Origin of the sequence: Pseudoalteromonas sp. NCCP-2140 (assembly GCF_023708065.1) — a bacterium.
GTDB lineage: Bacteria > Pseudomonadota > Gammaproteobacteria > Enterobacterales > Alteromonadaceae > Pseudoalteromonas.
In genome coordinates, this window is record NZ_BRCZ01000001.1 from 296908 (window position 1) to 319611 (window position 22704).

20 protein-coding genes are annotated in these 22704 nt (G+C 40.0%); 11 read left to right on the forward strand and 9 right to left on the reverse strand.

Annotated elements, in window-relative coordinates; translation table 11 throughout:
- Nucleotides 1-65: 65 nt before the first annotated feature.
- Nucleotides 66-683: an FKBP-type peptidyl-prolyl cis-trans isomerase gene (locus NFU46_RS01460; protein WP_054553930.1), complete on the forward strand. Its 618-nt coding sequence runs from the start codon at nucleotides 66-68 to the stop codon at nucleotides 681-683.
- 68 nt (nucleotides 684-751) lie between these two features.
- Here NFU46_RS01460 and fur read toward each other — a convergent pair whose 3' ends face one another.
- The 5 genes from fur to NFU46_RS01485 form a co-directional block, all read right to left on the reverse strand.
- Nucleotides 752-1195 carry a ferric iron uptake transcriptional regulator gene (gene fur / locus NFU46_RS01465; RefSeq protein ID WP_063529330.1) on the reverse strand — a complete coding sequence of 148 codons (444 nt, stop codon included), beginning with the start codon at nucleotides 1193-1195 and terminating at the stop codon, nucleotides 752-754.
- 190 nt (nucleotides 1196-1385) lie between these two features.
- Nucleotides 1386-1913, reverse strand: a complete 528-nt coding sequence (gene fldA / locus NFU46_RS01470) for a flavodoxin FldA (RefSeq protein ID WP_054553928.1) — start codon at nucleotides 1911-1913, stop codon at nucleotides 1386-1388.
- Nucleotides 1914-1927: 14 nt separating this feature from the next.
- Nucleotides 1928-2206 (reverse strand): LexA regulated protein, encoded by a 279-nt coding sequence (gene ybfE / locus NFU46_RS01475; RefSeq protein WP_004586673.1) that lies wholly within the window; start codon nucleotides 2204-2206, stop codon nucleotides 1928-1930.
- 2 nt (nucleotides 2207-2208) lie between these two features.
- Complete coding sequence (locus NFU46_RS01480) at nucleotides 2209-2430, reverse strand: DUF2788 domain-containing protein (protein WP_036968243.1); 222 nt, start codon at nucleotides 2428-2430, stop codon at nucleotides 2209-2211.
- A 99-nt stretch (nucleotides 2431-2529) separates the two neighbouring features.
- The gene (locus tag NFU46_RS01485) at nucleotides 2530-3294 is read right to left on the reverse strand and encodes an alpha/beta fold hydrolase (RefSeq protein ID WP_251599013.1); all 765 of its coding nucleotides are present in this window, start codon (nucleotides 3292-3294) and stop codon (nucleotides 2530-2532) included.
- Nucleotides 3295-3425: 131 nt separating this feature from the next.
- Between NFU46_RS01485 and seqA the strand changes: the two genes are divergently transcribed.
- The 6 genes from seqA to NFU46_RS01515 all read left to right on the forward strand — a co-directional run bounded on the left by seqA (nucleotide 3426) and on the right by NFU46_RS01515 (nucleotide 10858).
- Complete coding sequence (gene seqA, locus NFU46_RS01490) at nucleotides 3426-4028, forward strand: replication initiation negative regulator SeqA (RefSeq protein ID WP_054561421.1); 603 nt, start codon at nucleotides 3426-3428, stop codon at nucleotides 4026-4028.
- A gap of 16 nt (nucleotides 4029-4044) precedes the next feature.
- The gene (gene pgm / locus NFU46_RS01495) at nucleotides 4045-5682 is read left to right on the forward strand and encodes a phosphoglucomutase (alpha-D-glucose-1,6-bisphosphate-dependent) (protein WP_175078279.1); all 1638 of its coding nucleotides are present in this window, start codon (nucleotides 4045-4047) and stop codon (nucleotides 5680-5682) included.
- Between the two features lie 79 nt (nucleotides 5683-5761).
- Nucleotides 5762-6817 carry a succinylglutamate desuccinylase gene (gene astE, locus NFU46_RS01500; RefSeq protein ID WP_251599016.1) on the forward strand — a complete coding sequence of 352 codons (1056 nt, stop codon included), beginning with the start codon at nucleotides 5762-5764 and terminating at the stop codon, nucleotides 6815-6817.
- A gap of 269 nt (nucleotides 6818-7086) precedes the next feature.
- Nucleotides 7087-8301, forward strand: coding sequence for a thiamine pyrophosphate-dependent dehydrogenase E1 component subunit alpha (locus NFU46_RS01505; protein WP_058584963.1), 1215 nt, complete (start codon nucleotides 7087-7089; stop codon nucleotides 8299-8301).
- Complete coding sequence (locus tag NFU46_RS01510) at nucleotides 8301-9278, forward strand: alpha-ketoacid dehydrogenase subunit beta (protein ID WP_058584964.1); 978 nt, start codon at nucleotides 8301-8303, stop codon at nucleotides 9276-9278. Before NFU46_RS01505 ends, NFU46_RS01510 begins: the two co-directional genes overlap by 1 nt.
- Nucleotides 9279-9286: 8 nt before the next feature.
- Complete coding sequence (locus NFU46_RS01515) at nucleotides 9287-10858, forward strand: dihydrolipoyllysine-residue acetyltransferase (RefSeq protein ID WP_251599019.1); 1572 nt, start codon at nucleotides 9287-9289, stop codon at nucleotides 10856-10858.
- 53 nt (nucleotides 10859-10911) lie between these two features.
- Here the strand turns inward: NFU46_RS01515 and NFU46_RS01520 are convergent, their stop codons facing one another.
- Nucleotides 10912-12084 (reverse strand): putative manganese transporter, encoded by a 1173-nt coding sequence (locus NFU46_RS01520; protein WP_251599022.1) that lies wholly within the window; start codon nucleotides 12082-12084, stop codon nucleotides 10912-10914.
- A 71-nt stretch (nucleotides 12085-12155) separates the two neighbouring features.
- Nucleotides 12156-13781, reverse strand: a complete 1626-nt coding sequence (locus tag NFU46_RS01525; RefSeq protein ID WP_054553919.1) for a M28 family metallopeptidase — start codon at nucleotides 13779-13781, stop codon at nucleotides 12156-12158.
- Between the two features lie 110 nt (nucleotides 13782-13891).
- On the opposite strand from NFU46_RS01525, the gene NFU46_RS01530 reads away from it, so the two are divergent.
- The 4 genes from NFU46_RS01530 (at nucleotide 13892) to NFU46_RS01545 (ending at nucleotide 19901) form a co-directional block, all read left to right on the forward strand.
- Nucleotides 13892-14704 carry a DUF3025 domain-containing protein gene (locus NFU46_RS01530; RefSeq protein WP_130166367.1) on the forward strand — a complete coding sequence of 271 codons (813 nt, stop codon included), beginning with the start codon at nucleotides 13892-13894 and terminating at the stop codon, nucleotides 14702-14704.
- Entirely contained in the window at nucleotides 14701-15489 is a 789-nt protein-coding gene (locus tag NFU46_RS01535) for an ABC transporter ATP-binding protein (protein ID WP_054561430.1), read from the forward strand. Before NFU46_RS01530 ends, NFU46_RS01535 begins: the two co-directional genes overlap by 4 nt.
- On the forward strand, nucleotides 15482-16690 hold the full coding sequence (locus tag NFU46_RS01540; RefSeq protein ID WP_175078285.1) for an ABC transporter permease subunit: 1209 nt from the start codon (nucleotides 15482-15484) through the stop codon (nucleotides 16688-16690). The genes NFU46_RS01535 and NFU46_RS01540 overlap by 8 nt, the downstream gene beginning before the upstream one ends.
- Before the next feature lie 172 nt (nucleotides 16691-16862).
- Nucleotides 16863-19901, forward strand: a complete 3039-nt coding sequence (locus tag NFU46_RS01545; RefSeq protein ID WP_251599025.1) for an ATP-binding protein — start codon at nucleotides 16863-16865, stop codon at nucleotides 19899-19901.
- On the opposite strand, the gene NFU46_RS01550 is transcribed toward NFU46_RS01545, so the two are convergent.
- Nucleotides 19898-20731 carry a UDP-2,3-diacylglucosamine diphosphatase gene (locus tag NFU46_RS01550; protein WP_251599028.1) on the reverse strand — a complete coding sequence of 278 codons (834 nt, stop codon included), beginning with the start codon at nucleotides 20729-20731 and terminating at the stop codon, nucleotides 19898-19900. The genes NFU46_RS01545 and NFU46_RS01550 overlap by 4 nt on opposite strands.
- Before the next feature lie 142 nt (nucleotides 20732-20873).
- On the reverse strand, nucleotides 20874-22598 hold the full coding sequence (locus tag NFU46_RS01555; protein WP_175081909.1) for a proline--tRNA ligase: 1725 nt from the start codon (nucleotides 22596-22598) through the stop codon (nucleotides 20874-20876).
- Nucleotides 22599-22704: the final 106 nt, after the last annotated feature.

A 22704-nucleotide genomic window follows, 5' to 3' on the forward strand; every position in this document is an offset into this window, starting at 1 on the left:
GATATTCGTTGTATTTTTATGTTAGTATGGGCACGTCTTTTAACTAAATAAACGTGAATTAAAACATGTCAGATAATTTTACAACAGACGCTGAAAAAGCAAGTTACGGTATTGGTTTACAAATGGGTGAGCAATTAAAAGCGAATCCATTCGAAGGTTTAAACTTAAATTCTGTATTTGAAGGTATGAAAGACGCATACACTGGTAATGATTTCCAAGTTGAAATCCCAGCAATTCAAGCAGCTTTTGAGAAAATCAACGCTGAGATCCAAGCTCGTCGTGAAGAAGAAGCTAAAGTTCTTGCAGCTGAAGGTATTGCATTCTTAGAAGAAAATGCAAAACGTCCTGAAGTAACAGTAACTGAATCAGGCCTTCAATACGAAGTACTTACTGCAGGCGACGGTGAAAAACCAACTGCAGATTCAACAATCCGTGCACACTACCACGGTACACTAATCAACGGTACAGTATTTGATAGTTCATACGAGCGTGGTCAACCAGCTGAATTCCCAGTTGGCGGTGTAATCAAAGGTTGGACTGAAGCAGTGCAAATGATGGGTACTGGTTCTAAGTGGCGCTTATACGTACCACACGAACTTGCTTACGGTGAGCGCGGTGCTGGTGCAGCAATCGCTCCTTTCTCAACGCTAATCTTTGACGTTGAGCTATTAGAAATCATCTAATCGATTTCAAATAGACATAAAAAAACCTGCTTAAAGCAGGTTTTTTTATGTCTGAAACAAGTAGCTAATTAGCTATTTGATTCAGCGTATTCTTTACACGCAGCAGTGTCTTCACATTCGCCATATAGGTAAAGAGAGTGGTTAGTCAGTTTAATACCATTCTCTTTTGCGATTTCTTCTTGACGACGTTCAATAGTATCGTCTTCAAACTCAACAACCTTACCACATTTTAGGCACACTAAGTGGTCATGGTGAGTGCTACCTGATAATTCAAATACTGACTTGCCGCCTTCGAAGTGGTGGCGAGATACAATACCAGCATCATCAAATTGGTTAAGAACACGGTAGACAGTTGCAAGACCAATCTCTTCGCCTTTGTCTAAAAGAATTTTATAGACATCTTCAGCGCTGATGTGTTGGTTGTCTGGAGATTGCAGAATCTCTAAAATTTTAATACGCGGCAGAGTTACTTTTAACCCTGCTTTTTTTAATTCCAAGTTGTGATCAGTCATTCAATCTGTCTCAATTTTATTTAGTTATACTAGGCATCAGCAAGATGCACACGACACATTAGCAACTATTAGAATAACGTGCCTAGTTACTAAGTGCAAAGAACAATTCGTCTATTTGCCGATTTTTCAAACAAAAATGAACTGGTTGTGCATCTTTACATCAGCTAGTAAATGCGAGTAATACTTGTTATTAATCAGCAAGTTCCGCTAAACACATTTCGTCATAAACCTGAGCACACCAGTCTTTAACACGCTTTTCAGTAAGCTCTGGTTGACGGTCTTCATCAATACCAAGGCCGACAAAGTTGCTGTCATCTACTAGTGCTTTTGAAGCTTCAAAGTCGTAGCCTTCAGTTGACCAATGACCCACTACGATTGCGCCACGCTCAGTTACGATATCGTTGATCATGCCCATTGCATCTAAGAAGTATTCTGCATAGTCTTCTTGGTCACCGCAGCCGAAAATAGCAACAAGTTTACCTTCGAAGTCAACTTCTTCTAATTCAGGGAAGAAATCATCCCAGTCACATTGAGCTTCACCGTAGTACCAAGTTGGAATACCGAATAACAATAAATCGAATTCAGCAATCTCTTCTTTAGAACTTTTTGCAATGTCGTGAACCGCTACAAGCTTTTTACCTAATTCTTTTTGAATCATTTTAGCTACGTGTTCAGTATTGCCTGTGTCACTTCCGAAAAAAATACCTACGCTTGACATGGATTTAAAACCTTCTATCTATCAATAGCCAATCTTTCTTGTAAAATTGTTTCAATCAACGCGCTACGGCTAATATTCTGCGCATCTGCCATATCGCTTAATGCTTGATATAACTGTGATGAAACCTTAAATTCTACACGCTTTAAACCACGTGCTTTATCTCGCTTTATTTGATTACGTTTATTTACTTTTAATTGCATATCGCGAGGTAGGGGATTTGTTTTCGGCCTACCTGGACGCTTTTCGTATTCAAATAAATCGGGTGTTGTTCTATCTGTTTCTGACTTTGCCATGTCTAGCCCACACCTGCGCCTTGCCAGAAGACTTGAATAAGTCCTTTCGCTATAAACCCAGAACAGCCTAAAAATAGCACTAACCAAACGATGTATCGGCCAAATCGTGGTACATCACCTTTTTTAAGGACGTCTTGAATTGCCATTCCAATAAAAAAGAAAATACCAGCTAAGCCAAAATACAACCCTAAGGTATCAAATTCGTTAATTAACTGACTGACCATCAACGTATAAACCTTTAAATTAAACGGCGCGTACTATAGCACACAAATTTGTAATAATTTAGTGCGCACGATCAAAAACAGCGAATTTTATCAGCCCAATTAATGAGCTAAAAAATCGCTGATTGCTTTATTTACAGCAAGTGGTTTTTGGGCATGTAGCCAGTGACCAGCACCATGAATAATTTTTGCTTTTGCATTAGGGAATAACGCCATAATAGCAGGGCGGTGTTCTGCTAAAATGTAGTCAGAGTCATTACCTTTAATGAATAAAGTATCACATAAACAAGAATCATTTTCACTAACTTGCGCTAAAATATTTTCATATTGTTGGTATAAAACAGCTAAATTAAAGCGCCATTGATAGTGACCTTCATCATTTTTAGCAAAGCTTTTTAATAAAAACTGACGCACACCCATTTCATCAATGTGCTTGGCAAGTATTTCATCAGCTGCTTTTCTATCACTGACATTCGATTGTGCAACTTCGTTTAGGCCTGCAAAAATAGCGCTGTGACGAGGGTTATTCGCAACAGGAGAAATATCTAACACAACAAGTTTATCAATAAGCTCTGGGTGATTAAGTGCTAATTGCATGGCCACTTTGCCACCCATTGAATGACCTATGATGTGCGCTTTACTAATATTTAGATGCTCAAGTAACTCACTGACATCTTTAGCCATAGCGTGATAATTCATGGTATCGCTATGGAATGATTTACCGTGGTTACGTAAATCAATATTCGTTACACGATAATTTTCAGCTAATGCTTTTGCGATAACATTGAGGTTTTCAAGTGAGCCAAACAAACCGTGGATCAATAGAACGTCTGAACCTTGACCCATTTGTTGGTAGTTTAATAGCATTTTCAACTCCTAATTTTAATGGCAGTATTTTGCCTAGTGAAATTACAAAATGCAAAACATAGAGAATTGCTGCGAGCTTAGGTATAATCATTGAGAACTTTTAAAATGTGACCCGTAAAGACAGGAATAACATGAAAAAAATCGACATAGACGACGAGTTATATCAATACATTGCAAGCAACACGCAAAGTATTGGTGAAAGTGCATCAACCATTTTGCGTCGTTTATTAAACCTCTCTGATGGCGCCAATGCCCCAGTTGAAACAACTACTAAAACTGAACAAGAAACCCCAGTTGTTGAAGTACAAGAACAAGCAGAACAAGAAACAAGCCCTGAACCAAGCGACGAAAATGTTGAAGAGGCTGCACAAACTGTCACAGCATCGACACAAGTGAAAGGTAATGTGTTTAATGTATTAAACAAAGAAGAGCTAGCAATGCAAAAAGGTGTTGTTGGTCGATTCTTATTTATACTAGCCGCTTTATATAGAACGCATAAAAAAGATTTTGTTAACGTGCTTGAAATTAAAGGCCGTGACCGTGTTTATTTTGCCACTAGCAAAGAAGCACTACTGGAAAGCGGTAGCAGCATGAATCCAAAAAATATCACTGATACTGAGTATTGGGTGATGACAAATTCAAATACAACCAGAAAAAAAATGATGCTTCACGAAGTAGCACTGTGCTTAGGCTACAGCGCAGATGAAGCAGAAAAAATTCGTGATTACTTATAATCCATAAGGAAATAATATGGCGATTCATCCAGATGCAGGCAAACCTGCACCGCAATCAAGCTTAGTGAATGTACCAAAACTGATCTCGGCTTATTACTTAAATGAACCTGACCTAGAACAAAACCCAGAGCATTGTGTTGCTTTTGGTACGTCTGGCCATCGTGGTTGTTCGTTCGATGTAAAATTTAATGAATCGCATATTTTAGCGATCACTCAAGCAATTTGTGATTACCGTAAAGAAAACAATATTTTTGGTCCACTTTTCTTAGGTAAAGATACACATGCATTGAGTGAAGCGGCTTTTAACTCTGCTATTGAAGTACTTGTTGCAAACGAAGTGCAAGTCATTGCACAAGAAAATGACGATTACACGCCAACGCCGGTAATCAGTCATGCTGTTGTTTGCCATAACAAAGAAAACCCAAATGAACTTGCTGATGGTATTGTGGTAACTCCTTCACATAATCCGCCAGAAGACGGTGGTTTTAAATATAACCCGCCAAATGGTGGCCCTGCAGATACTGATGTTACTAAGTGGATTGAAGACAGAGCGAATCAATTACTTTTAGAAGACTTAGTTGAAGTAGAGTTATTTCCATATGCTAAAGCATCACGTTCTGGTTTTATTAAGTACCAAGACTTAATTACCCCTTATGTTGATGACTTAGTTAATATCGTTAATCTAAAAGCAATTAGCGATGCGAAAATCAAAATTGGTGTGGATCCGCTTGGTGGTTCTGGTATCAACTTTTGGCCAGTCATTGCAGAAAAATATAATTTAGACTTAACGGTCGTAAATGAGTCTGTTGACCCAACATTTTCGTTCATGCCTTTAGATAAAGACGGCAAAATCCGTATGGATTGCTCTTCTCCTTATGCAATGACAAACCTTATTGCATTAAAAGATGACTATGATATCGGTATTGGTAACGACCCTGATTATGACCGCCACGGTATTGTTACGCCTGACGGCTTAATGAATCCAAATCACTTTTTAGCAGTTGCAATTGACTACTTATTAAATAACCGCGAATGGTCAAAAGATGTCGCAATTGGTAAAACACTGGTATCAAGCGGCATGATTGATAAAGTAGTTACACGTAATAACCGTGAAGTAAAAGAAGTACCGGTAGGCTTTAAATGGTTTGTTGAAGGCTTAAGCAAAGGTACCCTTGCTTTCGGTGGTGAAGAAAGTGCAGGGGCGTCATTCTTGCGCTTTGATGGAACAGTTTGGAACACTGATAAAGATGGTTTCATCTTAGGTCTTCTTGCTGCAGAGATTTTAGCCGTAACGGGTAAAACACCTTCACAGCTTTATAAAGAACTTGAACAAGAGTTCGGTGCGCCTATTTATAAACGTATTGATGCGCCAGCTAGTGCAGAACAAAAATCACGTTTAAAAGCGTTATCAGCTGATGATGTTACTGCAAGTACCTTAGCGGGTGATGCCATTACGCAAAAACTAACCCATGCCCCTGGTAATAACGCTGCTATCGGCGGTTTAAAAGTTGTTACTGAAAACGGTTGGTTTGCTGCACGTCCATCGGGCACTGAAGATATTTATAAAATTTACCTTGAATCATTCAAAGGTGAAGAACATCTAGCATTATTAGAAAAAGAAGCGAAAAAGCTGGTTGATTCAGTAATTAGCTAATACCTTTTTTACCTATTAAAACGGCTGAGATTCTCAGCCGTTTTTGTATTCTACTCTCACGCATTTTTAGGATAGAACAATGAGCTATTCAACTCCTTCATATCTCGAAGAATTAAAAAGTACCGGCGACTTTTTAACCCTGACTCGTAACAATGAATTTTCATTAGAACCTTGTGCATTTACTCTTGCCAATGGCACTGATGTCACAGTTCACGACACAGGTATCATTGAGTTTCAACCTGCACAGCAAGCAAACAAAGATATTGTACTTTCAAGTGCGGTACATGGTAACGAAACTGCGCCAATTGAAATTTGCGATCAATTAATCAAGTCAATCATTACAGAACAACTTAACTTGAAGCAGCGTGTACTGTTCATTTATGGTAATCCTAAATCTATTAATATCGGTAAGCGTTTTGTAGATGAAAACTTAAACCGTTTGTTTAATGGTCATCATACTGTAGAAGGCATTGCTTCTAACCCAGAGCGAGTTCGTGCAAAGCTGCTTGAAGACGTTGTTACTGATTTCTTTGCTAGAGGCAACCAGGGCAGTGAGCGTTTTCATTATGATCTTCACACAGCAATTCGTGGCTCTAAAAATGAAAAGTTCGCAGTGTATCCTTTCTTACATGGTAAACCGTGGAAAAAATCACAACTGCAATTTTTACTTAGCTGTGGCGTAAACACGGTACTAATGATGAAATCAGCGGCAACTACCTTTAGTTACTACTCGTCGTTTGTACATGGAGCTGACTCATTTACGGTAGAACTTGGCCAAGTAAAACCATTTGGCGAAAATGACATGTCGCGATTTGAGAAAACCAAACAAACCTTAACTGCATTAATTAGTCAAAAATCTGTCGAATATAAAGAATTCAATGCAGATGATTTCGAGTTGTTTTCTGTATATAGAACAATAAACCGTACTTGCGAAGACTTTAGTTTCCCATTTGCTGATGATGTAGAAAATTTCACCGGTTTCGCAAAGGGCGAATTAATGGCAATTGATGGTCAGACCAGATTTGAAGCGGAAGTAGACGGTGAAGCTATTATCTTCCCAAACGCTGATGTAGCCTTAGGTCAGCGCGCTTTGCTTACTGTTATTCCAATGCAAGTTGATAGCAACTTTATTTAAAATCTCTGCATTAACACCCATCTAAATTTAGTTAACTATATGACTCTAAAGAATTTATCTTGTTGTATAGTTAACTTTCCATGCGTTTTTAGCCATTTGTCATCTATTCGTCTATGATTAGTTGAATAACAACTTACGTTAACGTAAAGTGACGGCAGTTTAATTTAATTAGATTGAATATTGCGCAAACTTTATCCTTACAGCTCATGCTGATAAAAATATAATTAAGGGCAGTAGCGTAGGTTTCTGACAACGAAAGAAGGTAGGTTATGAGTAATCCAAATAACGTATCGCTAAACATTAATCATGAACTGTCATTTATTGACGGTCACGCATTAACGATCCCTACATTAAGTATTCTTAATGAGGAAGGCGACATCTACGAAGGTGCAACCGCACCTGATATCGACAAAGCAACGGCAATCCGTCTATATGAAACAATGCGTTTTATTAGAGCACTTGATGAGCGTATGCAAGCTGCACAGCGTCAAGGCCGTGTAAGCTTTTATATGCAATGTCTAGGTGAAGAAGCGGCTGTAACAGCATCAGCTGCAGCGCTTGATCAAAACGATATGATCATGGCCCAATACCGTGAGCAAGCAGCTTTACGTTATCGTGGTTTTAGCCTTGACCAATTCATGAATCAAATGTTCTCAAATGAAAAAGATTTGGGTAAAGGTCGCCAAATGCCAATTCACTATGGCTCACGCGAACTTAACTACATGACTATTTCATCACCGCTTGGTACACAAATTCCGCAAGCAACAGGTTATGCATACGGTCAAAAAGTTCGTCATATTGATGCCCAAACAGGTGAGTTAAACAGCACTATTGATAACATCACTATTTGTTACTTTGGTGAAGGCGCTGCATCTGAAGGTGATTTCCATGCTGGTTTAAATATGGCTGCAGTTCACGAAGCACCGGTTATTTTCTTTGCCCGTAACAATGGTTATGCGATTTCTACACCTGCTGATGAACAGTTTAAAGGTGATGGTATTGCATCACGTGGTGTTGGCTATGGCATTAAAACAATCCGTGTTGACGGTGCTGATGCACTTGCTGTTTATGCAGCAACAAAAAAAGCCCGTGAAATTGCGACTACCAAAGGTGAACCTGTTTTAATTGAATCGATTGCCTATCGTTTAGGTGCTCACTCAACCAGTGACGATCCAAGCGGTTACCGTACAAAAGATGAAGAAGCAAAACATAAAGGCTGTCCAATCGAGCGTTTCCGTAAGTGGCTATTAAAGCAAGGTTGGTTAGACGAAGCGCAAGACGCAAAAGACAAAGAAACTATTCGTGAAGAAATTTTAGCAGCCCTTAAACGCGCTGAAAAAGTTGAAAAGCCAGCATTAGAAGAGCTTATTTCTGATGTTTATGATAAGCCAATCCCATCACTGCAAAAACAATATGAAGAACTAAAAGAGCACATTTTGCAGCATCCTGATGCTTATCCAACAACTGCAGGGAGATTAAAGTAATGGCTAAAATGAACATGCTTCATGCAATTAACTCTGCCCTTGATATCACCATGGCAGAGCATCCAAATGCATGTATTTTTGGTGAAGACGTTGGTTATTTTGGTGGTGTATTCCGTGCTACATCTGGCTTACAAGAAAAATATGGTAAGCATCGTGTGTTCAATACACCGTTAACTGAGCAAGGTATTTTAGGTTTTGCTAATGGTTTAGCGGCGTTTGGTGCCCCTGCATTAGCTGAAATTCAGTTTGCAGATTATATTTTCCCTGCATTTGACCAAATAGTGAATGAATCAGCTAAGTTCCGTTACCGTAGTGGTAATGAATTTAATGTTGGCAATCTAACAATCCGTACTCCATACGGTGGTGGTATTGCAGGTGGTTTATATCACTCACAATCACCAGAAGCTTATTTTGCTCACACACCTGGTTTGAAATTGGTTGTGCCACGTAACCCATACCAAGCAAAAGGTTTGCTTCGTGCATCGATTAAAGATGATAACCCTGTTATTTTCTTTGAGCCGAAACGTTTGTACCGTGCATCAACAGGTGAAGTTCCAGAAGAAGATTACAGCATCGAGCTCGGTAAAGCTGAAATCGTGCAAGAAGGCACTGATGTCACTGTACTTGCTTGGGGTGCACAGATGGAAATCATCGAGGACGCCGCTAAAAAAGCTGCAGAGCAAGGTATTAGCTGTGAAGTGATCGACTTACGTACCATTTTACCATGGGATGTTGAGACCATTGCTAAATCAGTAACTAAAACAGGTCGTTTAGTGGTAAGCCACGAGGCACCAATCACCAATGGTTTTGGTGCAGAAATCGTTGCAACAATTCAACAAGAGTGTTTCTTACACCTTGAATCGCCAATTGCTCGCGTGTGTGGTTTAGATACGCCATACCCATTAGCACTTGAAAAAGAATATGTGCCGGATGCACTTAAAGTGCTTGCTGCGATTAAGCAATCAGTAGAGTTTTAGGAGTCAGTATGTCTAAAGATTTTATCTTGCCAGATATCGGCGAAGGCATCGTAGAGTGTGAAATTGTTGAATGGTTAGTTGCAGAAGGCGATTCTGTAAAAGAAGACCAGCCTATTTGTGATGTTATGACTGACAAGGCGCTTGTGCAAATTCCTGCTGTTCATGATGGTGTGATCAGTAAGCTCTATTATGCAAAAGGGGATATTGCGAAAGTACATGCACCATTATTTGCAATGGATGTTGATGGCGAAGCACCAACACAAAGCGAAGAAGCGCAAGCTCCTGCTACTGCAACTGAAGCATCATCTGAGACTGGTGAGCACTTAGAAGATTTCATTTTACCAGATATCGGTGAAGGTATCGTTGAGTGTGAAATCGTTGAGTGGTTAGTGAGTGAAGGCGATGAAATCGTAGAAGACCAAGCTGTGTGTGATGTAATGACAGACAAAGCATTGGTGCAAATTCCGGCTAAATACACAGGTAAAGTTGAAAAGCTTTATTATCAAAAAGGTGATATTGCAGCGGTTCACAGCCCATTATTCCAAATGAGCATTGCCGGCCAAAGTGCAGAGCCAGATGTAAGTTCTGCGGTAGTTAAAGCACAAACAAATGCAGCAACTAAACCTTCGCAGAAGCCTGCGACTTCAACAAACTCTAGCAAACAACTTAATAAGAAAGCTGTTGCTTCACCTGCTGTTCGTCGTAAAGCCCGCGAACTTGATGTTGATTTAACGCAAGTACCAGGGTCTGGTAAAAATGGCCGTATTTACAAACAAGATATCGAAGATTTCTTGAATGAAACACCAAGCCAAGTAGCATCACAACAAGCTGCGCCAAAAGCGGCTGAGCCTGTATCAACTGTGGCGTCTTCTGGTGGCAGTCGCGTAGAGCCTATTAAAGGCATTAAAGCGGCAATGGCTAAGCAAATGGTAGCTTCAGTTTCGACAATTCCTCACTTTACTTTCTGTGATGAAATAGACCTAACTAAACTGATTGCAATGCGCAGTGAGCTTAAAGAGCAGTATAAGCAACAGGGCGTTAAGCTCACTATGATGCCGTTCTTTATCAAAGCACTGTCGTTAGCGATTAAGCAATTCCCAGTACTAAACTCGCAAGTAAATGATGATTGCAGCGAGCTAACTTACTTTGATGATCATAACATCGGTATGGCGGTTGATTCTAAGATTGGTTTACTAGTACCAAACATTAAATCATGCCAGTCAAAGAGCATCGTAGATGTTGCAAACGAAGTGACTCGTTTAACTGAAGCAGCACGTGATGGTCGTGTTTCACCGGATGATTTGAAAGGCGGCACTATTAGCATTTCTAACATCGGTGCGATTGGCGGCACAATTGCAACCCCAATCATCAATAAACCTGAAGTAGCGATTGTTGCTTTAGGTAAACTGCAGCATTTACCTCGCTTTGATGCACAAGGTAATGTGATTTCAGCAGCAATTATGCAAGTAAGTTGGTCTGGTGATCATCGTGTGATTGATGGCGGAACAATTGCTCGCTTCAACAACTTGTGGAAGTCTTATTTAGAAGATCCTGCAAAAATGATGATGGCGATGAGCTAAATCAGTATAAGCATTAAAAAACCAGCCTCGGCTGGTTTTTTTAATGCTACGGCTTATATTCCGTAATAATACAGCCCATAACCGAGTAACAGCGCAGGTATTGTTGAATACACTGTCGCCATTAGTGCAGCTTTTGGTGCTAAGGCGATAGCTGGGAATAGGGCATCGCCATCATTTGAAATTGCATTGGCTGCCATCGCACTAAATGGAATAATACCTTGTATATAGAGTGTCATCACCACGATTTGTGGCCCGCAGCCAGGTAATAAACCAATAGCCACAGCCACCAGCGGTGCAAGATAAGCATACTCAGAAAACCAGGCTGTTAAATCAACACCGACTAGGTTAACGAGAATTTCAAACAGCATAAAACTGGCAACAACCCAGGCAGTAACAAAGTGCGTGTCCATTAACACTTTCGTGAGTTTTGAGGGAGGTGTGCAAGGCGCTTCTTCACTGGTTACTTGCTTATAACTGCTGCCTTTAGAAGACAGAGACCACACAACCACGGTGAATAGCGCCATGATCGAGCCAAACAGGGTGACGCCAGTATTAACGCTTTGACTAAATGCGCTAAGGTCAGAATTGGTAGCGATAACAAAAGCAATAATCAAGCTTGGTACTAGGGTAAATTTCCAAATAGGACGGCTAAATTTCAAAGCTCTTGGTTGGCATTGTGGCTGCTCGCTGTATTCACCTGCTTCGTCAGGTTGAAATTTATCTGGGCTATGAAATGTATTAACTATCTGACCGCTAATAATACCTACAGCAACACCGATTAACATCATTAATAAACCATCAAGCGGGCGGGTTGCTAACAGTAAAAAGGCGGCATCGCCCATGGTTGCTGTTAATACGGCAACAACAGAGCCAAAGCTAGCCTGCTTTTTAGTAAATTGGGTTACCACAATAATAGCACCCCCACAGCCAGGCAAAGCACCTAAAATAGACGCAAAGCTCACCTCTAGAATGCCTGATTTAGCACGTAAATAGCTAAGCTGTAATTGAGGAAGTCGATCAATAAGGTAGTAATAGATTAATAAGGTGGCTGCAACAAATACAGATACTTGAAAAAAAGCATCACTAAGCGCTTGTAGGGTGAATTCTCGGCTTGCAGGTACCGCTAAAGAAGTCAGTAATAAAAGGGGTAAAATTAAGCGTTTATTGTCCGTAATGTAACACCTCGCTTTATTAGGAATAAACCTCGTTTGTGTTAGTGAGAGCATACAGTGCAACCTAAAAATTAATCAGGTTACACTGTATTACGATTTTAAATGAAAATCAATCTCATTTATATCTATTTGCGTTGGAACTCAGAAGTGGCATTCCATGTCGGCCATTCTTTTCGTTCTGAGATATCAAAACCTACTTGATAGAATAACTGAAGGTCCTGAACGGCACCTGATAAATCCCATTCATCACGGTAACGGTCGCAAGGCTGATGATAACAACCACGAAGCACTAGGCTCATACGCTTACGGTAATTTGCCGTTTCTTCGTCAAGTGCTTCACTACCACCACCGGCATACATTGCTGGTACACCCATGTTTGCAAATGCAAAGTGATCAGAGCGGTAGTAACCACCTGAAGACGGTTTAGGGTCACCAGATACTGTACGGCCTTGTGCTTTAGCAGCTGTTTCTAGCAGGCTATCCATTTCTGATTTACCAATACCAACAACACTGATGTCTTTTACTTTACCTAATAGGTTTAAGCTATCCATATTGATGTTAGCAACCGTTTGTGATGCTGGGATCACTGGATTTGCAGCATAATATTTCGAGCCAAGTAAACCTTGTTCTTCAGCAGTAACGGCTAAGAAAGTCATTGAACGGCTAGGGTGCTCAGGTAACGTAGCGAATGCTTCAGCAACTTCGATTAAACCAGCAGTACCCGTTGCATTATCATGGGCACCATTATAGATTTGGTCGCCTTTGCGGGTTTTATCAGTACCAAGGTGATCCCAGTGAGCTGAATAAATGATGTGCTCGTCTGGCTTTTCGCTACCCGGTAACGTCGCGATAAAGTTATACGAAATTGACTTTTTGATTGTGTTATTTACTTCAACACTTGCAGTTAGGTCGCCCATATCAACATGGTAAGCGCCTTTTGCCGCATTAGCTTTCATGGTATCGAAATCTAAGCCTGCTTTTGTGAAAAGCTCTTTAGCAACATCAGTTGTTACCCAGCCTTCAACAGCAACACGGTCCATGTTGTTATTTTCTTTTTGGAAACCAAATTGCTCACCGCTCCAAGAGTTTTCAACAACTGACCATGGGTAAGAAGCCGGTGCTGTTTCGTGGATGATAATCGCACCTGCTGCACCTTGACGGCTTGCTTCTTCATATTTGTATGTCCAACGACCGTAATAGGTCATGGCATCGCCGGTGAATAAATCAGGGTTTTTCGTCGCAAAACCAGGATCGTTTACCAGCATAACAACTGTTTTGCCTTTAACATCTAGGCCTTCGTAGTCGTTCCAGTTGTATTCTGGTGCATTAACACCGTAGCCAACGAATACTAATTCAGAATCTTTAATGCTTTGCTTAGCACTAATACGGCTGCTACCCATTACCATATCTTTTTTGTATTGGTAATCTTTGCCGCCAATGGTAAGTACCATGTCTGAATCAGCTTCTAGTGAAACAAGCGGTACTTCTTGTAAGAAGCTATCACCGTTACCCGGCTCAAAACCCAATGCTTTAAATTGGTCGGTTAAATAGGCAAGCGTTAGCTCTTCACCTTTAGATGATGGTGCACGGCCACCGAACTCATCAGAGGCAAGCACTTTAATATGCTCTGCTAATTGCTCTGAATTAATGCTTTGATAGGCTTTTTCGACATCACTTGATGTGATACTTGTTGAAGCACAGCCCGCAAGAATGGCACTTGCAAGGACTGTCATTGGAAAATAGCGTTTCATAATAGCTCTTTTTTTGTTTTATGGTGGCATTAGTATATGAGGTTCTATTAATGAGAACCAGTTTTTACGGTAAACTACCCACAATACATCAATAAGTTAAAAAATAAGCAATGAAACGATTTACTGCTCCCGAGCAATGGTCAACACAATACCTCACAACGGGTGCTTTTAGTGACCTAGCGACGCTATTTAATTTAGATAAACTATCAGATTGGCCATCTTGCCAGTGGTTTAATCAATATCTAAATGCGAAAACTACACAGGGCAAAGCCATAACCTTTGTTGAAGATGAAAAGTTTGCTGATGAAACCCGTTATTATGAGCAAATCATATTTGAGACGGGGCAAGTACCAACAAGACAACAAAATTGGCATGACCTTTTTGGTGGCTTTATTTGGTGTTTATTTCCAAAAACCAAAGCGCTGATTAATCATCAGCATATCGAAGAAATTAAACTGCATGGTCTAAAAGAGCGTAGTAAACATCGAAATGCACTTACTTTATTTGACGAATGCGGTGTGGTGCTGGCAATTACTGAGCAAAGCTGGCAGCAACAATTACGCGACCACCAATGGCAGCAAGCCTTTGTAGAACAACGTGAACATTGGGGAAAAAGCATTAGGCCATTTATGTTTGGTCATGCTAACTACGAAATGCTCACTCAGCCGTATATTGGTTTAACGGGTAAAGCATTATTTGTAATTGTTCCTGATGACATATTTTGTAAAGATTTAAGCGAGCAATATGCGTATCTAGATCAACGTCTTTATGAGATGATAAAGCTTGATGATTGTTTGCGTGATAATAAAAACTTATCACCCTTACCCTTGTTAGGCGTACCAGGATGGTGGACTGACAATGAAAATCCAGAATTTTACAGTAACACTGATTACTTTAGACCGAAACGAAGGAAACGCACATGATTGAAGTGGCAGGGCTTAAAAAGAAGTTTAAGCTAACAAAAGATCATAAAAAAAATAAAACGGACAACGTAGACCCCCGTGAAGATAAAGAGTTTTTTCATTCTGTAAGAGACGTCAGCTTTCAATGTAACAAAGGTGAAGTACTCGGTTTACTCGGCCCAAATGGTGCCGGTAAAACAACCACCCTTAGAATGATTTCAACAGCCTTAAAACCAGATGAAGGCAGCATTACCATCTCTGGTCATGATATCGTTAAAAAGCCATTAGTTGGCCGCAAGTCAATTGGATTTCTGTCAGGTAGTACCGGCTTATATGGGCGTTTAACAGTTAAAGAAAACGTTGAATACTTTGCCCGTTTACATGGCATGAGTAAAAAAGCGGTAGCCGCTCGTTGTGATGAGCTATTCACCTTACTTGATATGCACAGCTTTATTGATAAACGCGCCGAAAACCTTTCAACAGGTATGAAGCAAAAAGCCAATATTGCCCGTGCTGTTGTTCATCATCCTGATGTGGTTATTCTTGATGAGCCGACAACTGGTTTAGATATTATGACTACGCAAACCGTAATTAACTTTATTCGCGGCCTTAAAGAGCAGGGCACACCAGTTATTTTCTCAACGCACCATTTAGATGAAGTTGCCTTACTTTGTGACCGTGTTGCAGTGATAAACCAAGGAATTAGTTGCTTTGATGGCACCTTAGATGAGTTTAAACAAACAGGTCAAAGTGAAGAATTGAACCAAGCGTTTATGAATATTTTAACGGAGAGCCGTGATGTTTGAAGTATTTAAAAAGGAATTAAAAGAGCTATTACGTGACCGTAAAACATTGATATTCGTTGTTGCACTACCGGTTGCTATCTTCCCACTTTTATTTGCTGTTATGGCCTTTATTAGTTCTCAAGCGGCGTTAGAGGCAGAACAAGAGGTCCATACTTACGCCATTATCAATGGCAATTACGCGCAAGATTTTACCGATAAGGTGTTTTACCATAAGAGCTTTGCTTTATATAAAGGCGACGAAACCTTTAATACGGTAGAAGATCTCACTAAAGCGGTAAAAGCAGGCACCATAGACATGGGTATCTATTTACCGTCAGACGCTAAGCAAACATTAGATGATGCAAAGCAAAGCGAATGGCAAGTTGTGTATAACGACGCAAAAGCAATTAATTTCCTATTTGACCGTGTCAAAGAACTGGCAAAAGAATATGGCGATGCGCTGCGTACAAACAAACTATTAAGCTTTGGTGTATCAGAAGAGCAACAAGCTGCCATTATCGAGCCTATTAAAGTTGTGAAGGTCGACACTGCAGATAAACGTGAAAATCTTGGCGAGAAAATAGGTGGGTTTATTCCTTATCTACTTATTCCTCTGGTATTGATGGGCGCAACGTATCCGGCGATTGATTTAGGAGCTGGTGAAAAAGAGCGCGGTACGCTCGAAACCCTTCTACTTACACCAATCACCCGTACACAGCTGGTGTTAGGTAAGTTTGTAACCTTACTTGCTTCTTCTATTGCGACAACCACCATTACTGTACTCAGTATGGGTGTGTGGATATCAGTGGCCATTGCATTTGTAGATTTAGCAGTTGTTAAAAACGCATTTAGCTCTTTAACCGTATTAGATTTAGGGCTGATTTTTGTGTTGTTATTACCTATTGCTGCAATCTTCTCATCATTAGCGTTGGCTATTTCAATTTATGCGCGAACCTTTAAAGAAGCGCAAAACTACATGGCACCACTTAGCATGGGTGTAATTTTTCCAATTATGGTTGCTTTGATGCCAAATGTTGAACTGACGAGCAAAACAGCATTCATTCCTGTTACAAATGTAGCTTTGGCAATCAAAGAAATTATTAAAGGTACAGTTGATTACACACTCGTGGGTTTAATTTTCTTAGCGACAGTCATTGTGGCAGGTGCATTACTTGCGTTTTGCGTTAAATGGTTTAATAAAGAAGATGTCTTATTTAGATAAGAGATACTGATTTTACCTAATAATAAAGCACCATTTTGGTGCTTTATTTGTTTGTAAGCCAAGCTAAGTACCTGCCAATCCTTATTACTTAATATATTTTCTGTATACTCCGCTTTTATTACTATTCTCTCCTATACTCTAAAGCAGAGTAGAAAAGAAGGCTTTCGATTCAATGGATTCTGGACATTCAGCGCATTTCTATCAACGTCATAAATTACCAATACTGGCATTATGTATTTTTTTAGTATTGGGCATTTTTGTTACTGTAAAATATGAATATGATCTACGAGAAGATGTGTTCACTCGCACCTTTGAACAGATGCAGCGAGAGCTCGACACTAAAGAAAGTGTATTAAAAACAAGTTTAAGAGAGAATATTTCAGCACTTAACTTCTTAGATTCAACCCCGCCAGTGCTTGCAATCATGCGTGCTACAAATGATCAAAATATAGATCCCGTTTTAGGCACGCCTATCTCAGCATGGAAAGACCGCCTAGCAAAAATCTTTACTGGTTTTATGTCAACAGATAAAGACCTCGCACAAGCTCGGTACATTTATATTGCTGATAATGGCAAAGAAGTTGTGCGGGTTGATAGTTTAAATGGTCAGGCTTATAGAGTGGCTGATGACAAGTTACAACACAAAGGCCAACGTGATTACATGCAAATTACGGCAAAGCTTGAAAATGGCCAAATTTACATTTCACCCATTAACTACAATCGTGAAAATGGCCGTTTACAACAGCCTTATATCAGCACATATAGGATAGCCAAATTAGTAAAAGATAATGAAGGTAAGCCGTTCGCAGTGTTGATCCTCAACTATTATGCAGCCGATTTGCTTAATAAGCTTACCAGTAACACCGCTGATAATCTGTCAGTGTATTTATTAAATGCGCAGCAACAATTTATCTATCATCCAAAGGAATCATACCGTTTTAGTTTTGAGCTGGATGATGCTCATTATTGGTCTGAAGAATTTAGCACTGAACAAAAAATGGTAGGCGTTGATTTTTTTGATGTAGTTAACTTGCCTGAAAAATTATATGTTCAGAAAATTATTGAGTTTAACAATGGCGTTCAAATGCAGCCACTGACACTGGCTGTCTCAATAAATACAGATACATTACTCAATGAAATACATCAAAAGCGATTAAGGTTTATTGGCATATTATGCTTAATCATTTTTGCAGTCATGATGTTATTTATAGTTTATCAACGTGACATCAACAGAAAAATTGAGCTCAGTTTTTTAAAAGAAAAAAACAGCAAAATAATCGAAAGCTCAACAGATGCCATCATTATGGTTCAGCCAAATGGCGTTATTTGTAATGCCAATGAAACAGCAAAAACATTTTTTGGTATTACAGAACAAACCACCCATTTTGATACCTTGTTTAATTATAACGATGAAGATTTTCAAGGGATTGCACAAGCCATTAAAGAAGGGCAGCGTTGCTCGTTTGAAGCGGTTCACATTAGTGAACAGAGCACTCATTATTTCTCTATTACCATGACACCTGTTTTTGATGCAGCGAAGCAGCAATATCAAATAGCGGCAATACTACGCAATATTGATTCACTTAAGTGCGCTCAACATCAACTAGAAAAGCTTAATGTCACACTAGAAGAAAAAGTAAAAAGCCGCACAGCCGAGCTCGAAAAGGCCACCGAACAAGCATTAGCTGCTAGTAAAGCTAAAAGTGAATTTGTCGCTAACATTTCCCATGAAATCCGCACTCCGATGAATGGTGTCCTTGGCATGCTCGAAATGCTTGAAGAAGAACCATTATCTACTCAGCAAATGCAATACTTACATTATGCAAATACCAGCGCTAACTCATTGATGACACTGATTAATGATATTCTCGATTTTTCAAAAATTGAAGCAGGTAAACTTGACTTAGATAGTCATGAGTTTGATGTAGTTTCAGTGTGCAGTGATTTAATAACATCGATGGCCGTTCAAGGTCAGAAAAAAGGTATTGAAATCCTGTTCGATGCGCATGCTATTACTCAGCGTACCGTAACGGGTGATAGCCACCGCTTAAAACAAATTCTCAATAATTTACTCAGTAATGCATTCAAGTTTACTCATAAAGGCCATGTTAGTTTAACGGTTAAGGAACAGCTGCATTCAGATAAGTCGCTTTGCCTAAGCTTTGTAGTCGAAGATACTGGTATTGGTATTTCGAAAGAAAACCAAAGTAAATTGTTTGAAGTGTTTACCCAAGAGGACTCAAGTACCACACGCCATTATGGTGGCAGCGGTTTAGGGCTTTCAATAAGTCGAAAGCTCGCTCAGTTGATGGGAGGTGATATTATCGTTGAAAGTGAAAAAGGAAAAGGCAGTCGCTTTTGTGCAAGTATCACAGTGTCACTCAGTGGCTCATTAAAAGAGCTGGGTGCGATTACGGCTTTGAATAACAAACACGTTGGTTGTGCGGTTTTATATGATCTGCTTGGCCAGAACATTGAAACCCAATTAGAGAAAACTTTTCAGCCTCGGCCATCGAAAGTTTCTCGATTAAGTGATATATCTGACTATGATTTCAATAAGTTAGATTTACTTATTATTGATCATAAACACCCAGAACTAAACAATGTGTTGAATTTGGCAAATCGATACCCAGACACTTGTGTATTAATTTTAGGGGTTATGGCATCACTTAAACAAAAAGAAACATTACCAAGCAATTGTACTGTTATTGCAAAACCGGTCACTCCTGATGAATTAGCCTATAAAATCGCGGTTTTATTTAATGATAACAACTCTGTTATTGAGCGTAAAAATATAGATACTAAAGAAACTATTGAGCTTGATTTAACATCTCGTTCAGTGCTTATCGTCGACGATAACATGATTAATATTGAGGTGAGCAAAGCGATTTTAAGAGATAGCCATGTGCATATTGAGTCTGCCAGTGATGGTCTAGAAGCAATTGAGGTGTTAAACAACAGTGATACTCAGTTTGATCTGATTTTAATGGATTGCCAAATGCCAAACTTAAACGGTTATGACTGTACTAAAGCAATCCGACAAGGTAAAACAGGCCCAAGGTATCAAGATGTGGTGATCATTGCGATGACCGCAAGCGCCATGGCTGGCGATAGAGAAAAATGCCTTAGTGTTGGCATGAACGACTATATCACCAAGCCTATTAAACAAGCCACATTGCGTAAAAAGCTCTCAATGTGGCTGAAGTCTTAAGCGGCATCGCAGTCTTTATTAAATGCAGGTTTAGGCGTTAATGTACTAATATCAGCAGAGTGAATCACTTTTTGTGTTTCACTCCAGTGCAATAACTCAATACGTCCAGAGCTGTTTTCAACTAACGCAGTGCAGTTTTCAATCCAGTCGCCATCATTGCAATACAAAATTCCATCAACCACTTTAACGGCTGGGTGATGAATATGCCCACAAATGATGCCATCGACGGCTTGTTTTTTTGCTTCGTGGATGGCTGCTTTTTCAAATGCGTCAATTGCTTCACGTGCTTTATGCACTCGCGCTTTGATCCAAGAGGCCAATGACCAATAATTACCGCCAAATAAACGGCGAATGCGATTAGTCCAACGATTTAAAAAAAGTAAAAAGTCGTATCCTGCATCGCCCGCAATACTGATTAATTTGTTGTAGCGGGTTGCTGAATCAAAATCGTCGCCATGCAACAGTAAAAACCGTTTGTTGGCTTTTGTGGTATGGATATATTGCTTGTGTACTTCGATACCGAATAATGAATCATTGGCATAATGGCGAAAGGTTTCGTCGTGGTTACCCGGTATATAGATCACTCGTGTGCCATCTTTCGCTTTTTGTTGGATAAGCGCTAATACATCATAATGACTAGGGTGCCAAAAGAACTGTCGTTTCATCGACCATAAATCGACAATATCACCGACCAAATACAGAACATCGCATTCAATCGCATTTAAAAAGTCTAGTAAATACTGCGCTTGGCAGTCTTTATAACCTAAGTGAACGTCGGAAATCCAAACGGCAGGATAGTGGGTTTTACTACTGCAAGTGGTGTTATTCATGGCATTTACTCATGGTGTAATAAAGTAAATGCTAGGCAGAATCAATGACAGTTAAAAGACGCTTTAGCGAAACATCTATGACAATTAATAAATACAAAAAAACCGCCGAAGCGGTTTTTTATATTTTGTTGAGCTGACTTAATTAGCCTTTAACAAGTGCGGCAATTTCGGAAGCGGCACTATCTAAATCAAGCATTAGCTTTTCACCAGTACGACGGTTTTTAAGCTCCACCTTATTTTCATCAAGGTTACGCTCACCAATAACTAGCGTGAAAGGCACACCTAATAATTCCATGTCGTTAAACATAACACCAGGGCGCTCTTTACGGTCATCAAACAACACATCTAAACCTGCATCTTTTAAACCTTTGTAAAGGTTATCTGCAATGTCAGGAATACGATGAGACTTATGCATGTTCATAGGTACAATCGCTAAATCAAAAGGTGCGATAGGTTGCGGCCATTTAATACCGTATTGGTCGTTGTTTTGTTCAATAGCGGCAGCTACGATACGTGATACACCAATACCGTAACAACCCATTGTCATTACTTGGTTTTTACCTGATTCACTTAATACGCCTGCTTTCATTGCTTCTGAGTACTTAGTGCCAAGTTGGAAAATATGGCCAACTTCAACGCCGCGTTTAATTTGCAGTGAACCTTGGCCACACGGGCTAGGGTCGCCTTCCACGATATTACGGATATCAGCCACTTCGTAGTTTTCTACATCGCGATCCCAGTTGATACCGCTGAAATGTTCACCATCTTTATTAGCACCAGCTACAAAATCAGCCATTACGTTAGCTGTGCGGTCAACAATGATTGGCATTGATAGGCCGACCGGGCCTAATGAACCTGGTTTTGCGCCAATAGCAGCAACGATGTCTTCTTCTTTTGCCATTTCAAGCGGTGAGTCTACAAGCGGGTGTTTCTCAGCTTTTAACTCGTTTAGATCATGGTCACCACGTAATACAAGGGCAACTAAACCACGTTGTTCGTTTTCATCTGGTGCGCCATATACGATTAATGTTTTCACGCCGCGATGAGGTTTAACACCATAGTGCTCTTTAAGCTCAGCAATTGATCTTGCATCAGGCGTTGGGAACGCTTTTAGCTCTTTGCTTGCAGCTGGGCGCTCTTCAGCCGGTGCTAGTGCTTCTGCTTTTTCGATATTTGCAGCATAATCACTTGCATCACTAAATGCGATTGCATCTTCGCCTGATTCTGCAAGTACATGGAACTCATGTGAAACGCTACCACCGATAGAACCTGTATCAGCGATAACAGGGCGGTAATCAAGACCAAGGCGCTCGAAGATGTTGCAGTATGCTTTGTGCATTACTTGGTATGTTTTCTCTAAACACTCATCACTTAAGTGAAAAGAGTAAGCATCTTTCATCGTAAATTCACGAGCACGCATTACACCAAAACGAGGGCGAACTTCGTCACGTACTTTTGTTTGTACTTGGTAAAGAGTAAGCGGTAATTGCTTATAAGAGCTCACTTCTTTACGTACAAAATCAGTGATCACTTCTTCGTGTGTTGGGCCAAGTGCAAATGGGCGGTTGTGACGGTCATTAATACGAAGTAATTCAGGACCAAATTGCTCCCAACGACCAGACTCTTCCCAAAGATCAGCTGGTTGGATAATAGGCATTAACATTTCGATAGCGCCTGCTTTATCCATTTCTTCACGTACGATGTTTTCTACTTTTTTAAGTACGCGTAGACCAGAGGGCAACCATGTATACAAACCCGACGCAACGCGGCGGATCATGCCTGCTCGTAGCATTAATTGATGAGAAACAATTTCTGCATCAGACGGAGTTTCTTTAAGTGTTGCGAGTATATATTGACTGGTACGCATCTCTATTCCAAGTAGTGTTAAAATTATTATAGTTTACTCAAGACGTTTGAGTAATAACAAGGCGCTAAGTTTACCAGTGGAAGCACTGACACTAAAGCGCTATATG

Coding starts and splice junctions, on each gene's coding strand:
- NFU46_RS01460 (WP_054553930.1), top strand. CDS start 66: ATGTCAGATAATTTTACAACAGACGCTGAAAAAGCAAGTTACGGTATT.
- fur (WP_063529330.1), bottom strand. CDS start 1,195: ATGACTGATCACAACTTGGAATTAAAAAAAGCAGGGTTAAAAGTAACT.
- fldA (WP_054553928.1), bottom strand. CDS start 1,913: ATGTCAAGCGTAGGTATTTTTTTCGGAAGTGACACAGGCAATACTGAA.
- ybfE (WP_004586673.1), bottom strand. CDS start 2,206: ATGGCAAAGTCAGAAACAGATAGAACAACACCCGATTTATTTGAATAC.
- NFU46_RS01480 (WP_036968243.1), bottom strand. CDS start 2,430: ATGGTCAGTCAGTTAATTAACGAATTTGATACCTTAGGGTTGTATTTT.
- NFU46_RS01485 (WP_251599013.1), bottom strand. CDS start 3,294: ATGCTATTAAACTACCAACAAATGGGTCAAGGTTCAGACGTTCTATTG.
- seqA (WP_054561421.1), top strand. CDS start 3,426: ATGAAAAAAATCGACATAGACGACGAGTTATATCAATACATTGCAAGC.
- pgm (WP_175078279.1), top strand. CDS start 4,045: ATGGCGATTCATCCAGATGCAGGCAAACCTGCACCGCAATCAAGCTTA.
- astE (WP_251599016.1), top strand. CDS start 5,762: ATGAGCTATTCAACTCCTTCATATCTCGAAGAATTAAAAAGTACCGGC.
- NFU46_RS01505 (WP_058584963.1), top strand. CDS start 7,087: ATGAGTAATCCAAATAACGTATCGCTAAACATTAATCATGAACTGTCA.
- NFU46_RS01510 (WP_058584964.1), top strand. CDS start 8,301: ATGGCTAAAATGAACATGCTTCATGCAATTAACTCTGCCCTTGATATC.
- NFU46_RS01515 (WP_251599019.1), top strand. CDS start 9,287: ATGTCTAAAGATTTTATCTTGCCAGATATCGGCGAAGGCATCGTAGAG.
- NFU46_RS01520 (WP_251599022.1), bottom strand. CDS start 12,084: ATGCTCTCACTAACACAAACGAGGTTTATTCCTAATAAAGCGAGGTGT.
- NFU46_RS01525 (WP_054553919.1), bottom strand. CDS start 13,781: ATGAAACGCTATTTTCCAATGACAGTCCTTGCAAGTGCCATTCTTGCG.
- NFU46_RS01530 (WP_130166367.1), top strand. CDS start 13,892: ATGAAACGATTTACTGCTCCCGAGCAATGGTCAACACAATACCTCACA.
- NFU46_RS01535 (WP_054561430.1), top strand. CDS start 14,701: ATGATTGAAGTGGCAGGGCTTAAAAAGAAGTTTAAGCTAACAAAAGAT.
- NFU46_RS01540 (WP_175078285.1), top strand. CDS start 15,482: ATGTTTGAAGTATTTAAAAAGGAATTAAAAGAGCTATTACGTGACCGT.
- NFU46_RS01545 (WP_251599025.1), top strand. CDS start 16,863: ATGGATTCTGGACATTCAGCGCATTTCTATCAACGTCATAAATTACCA.
- NFU46_RS01550 (WP_251599028.1), bottom strand. CDS start 20,731: ATGAATAACACCACTTGCAGTAGTAAAACCCACTATCCTGCCGTTTGG.
- NFU46_RS01555 (WP_175081909.1), bottom strand. CDS start 22,598: ATGCGTACCAGTCAATATATACTCGCAACACTTAAAGAAACTCCGTCT.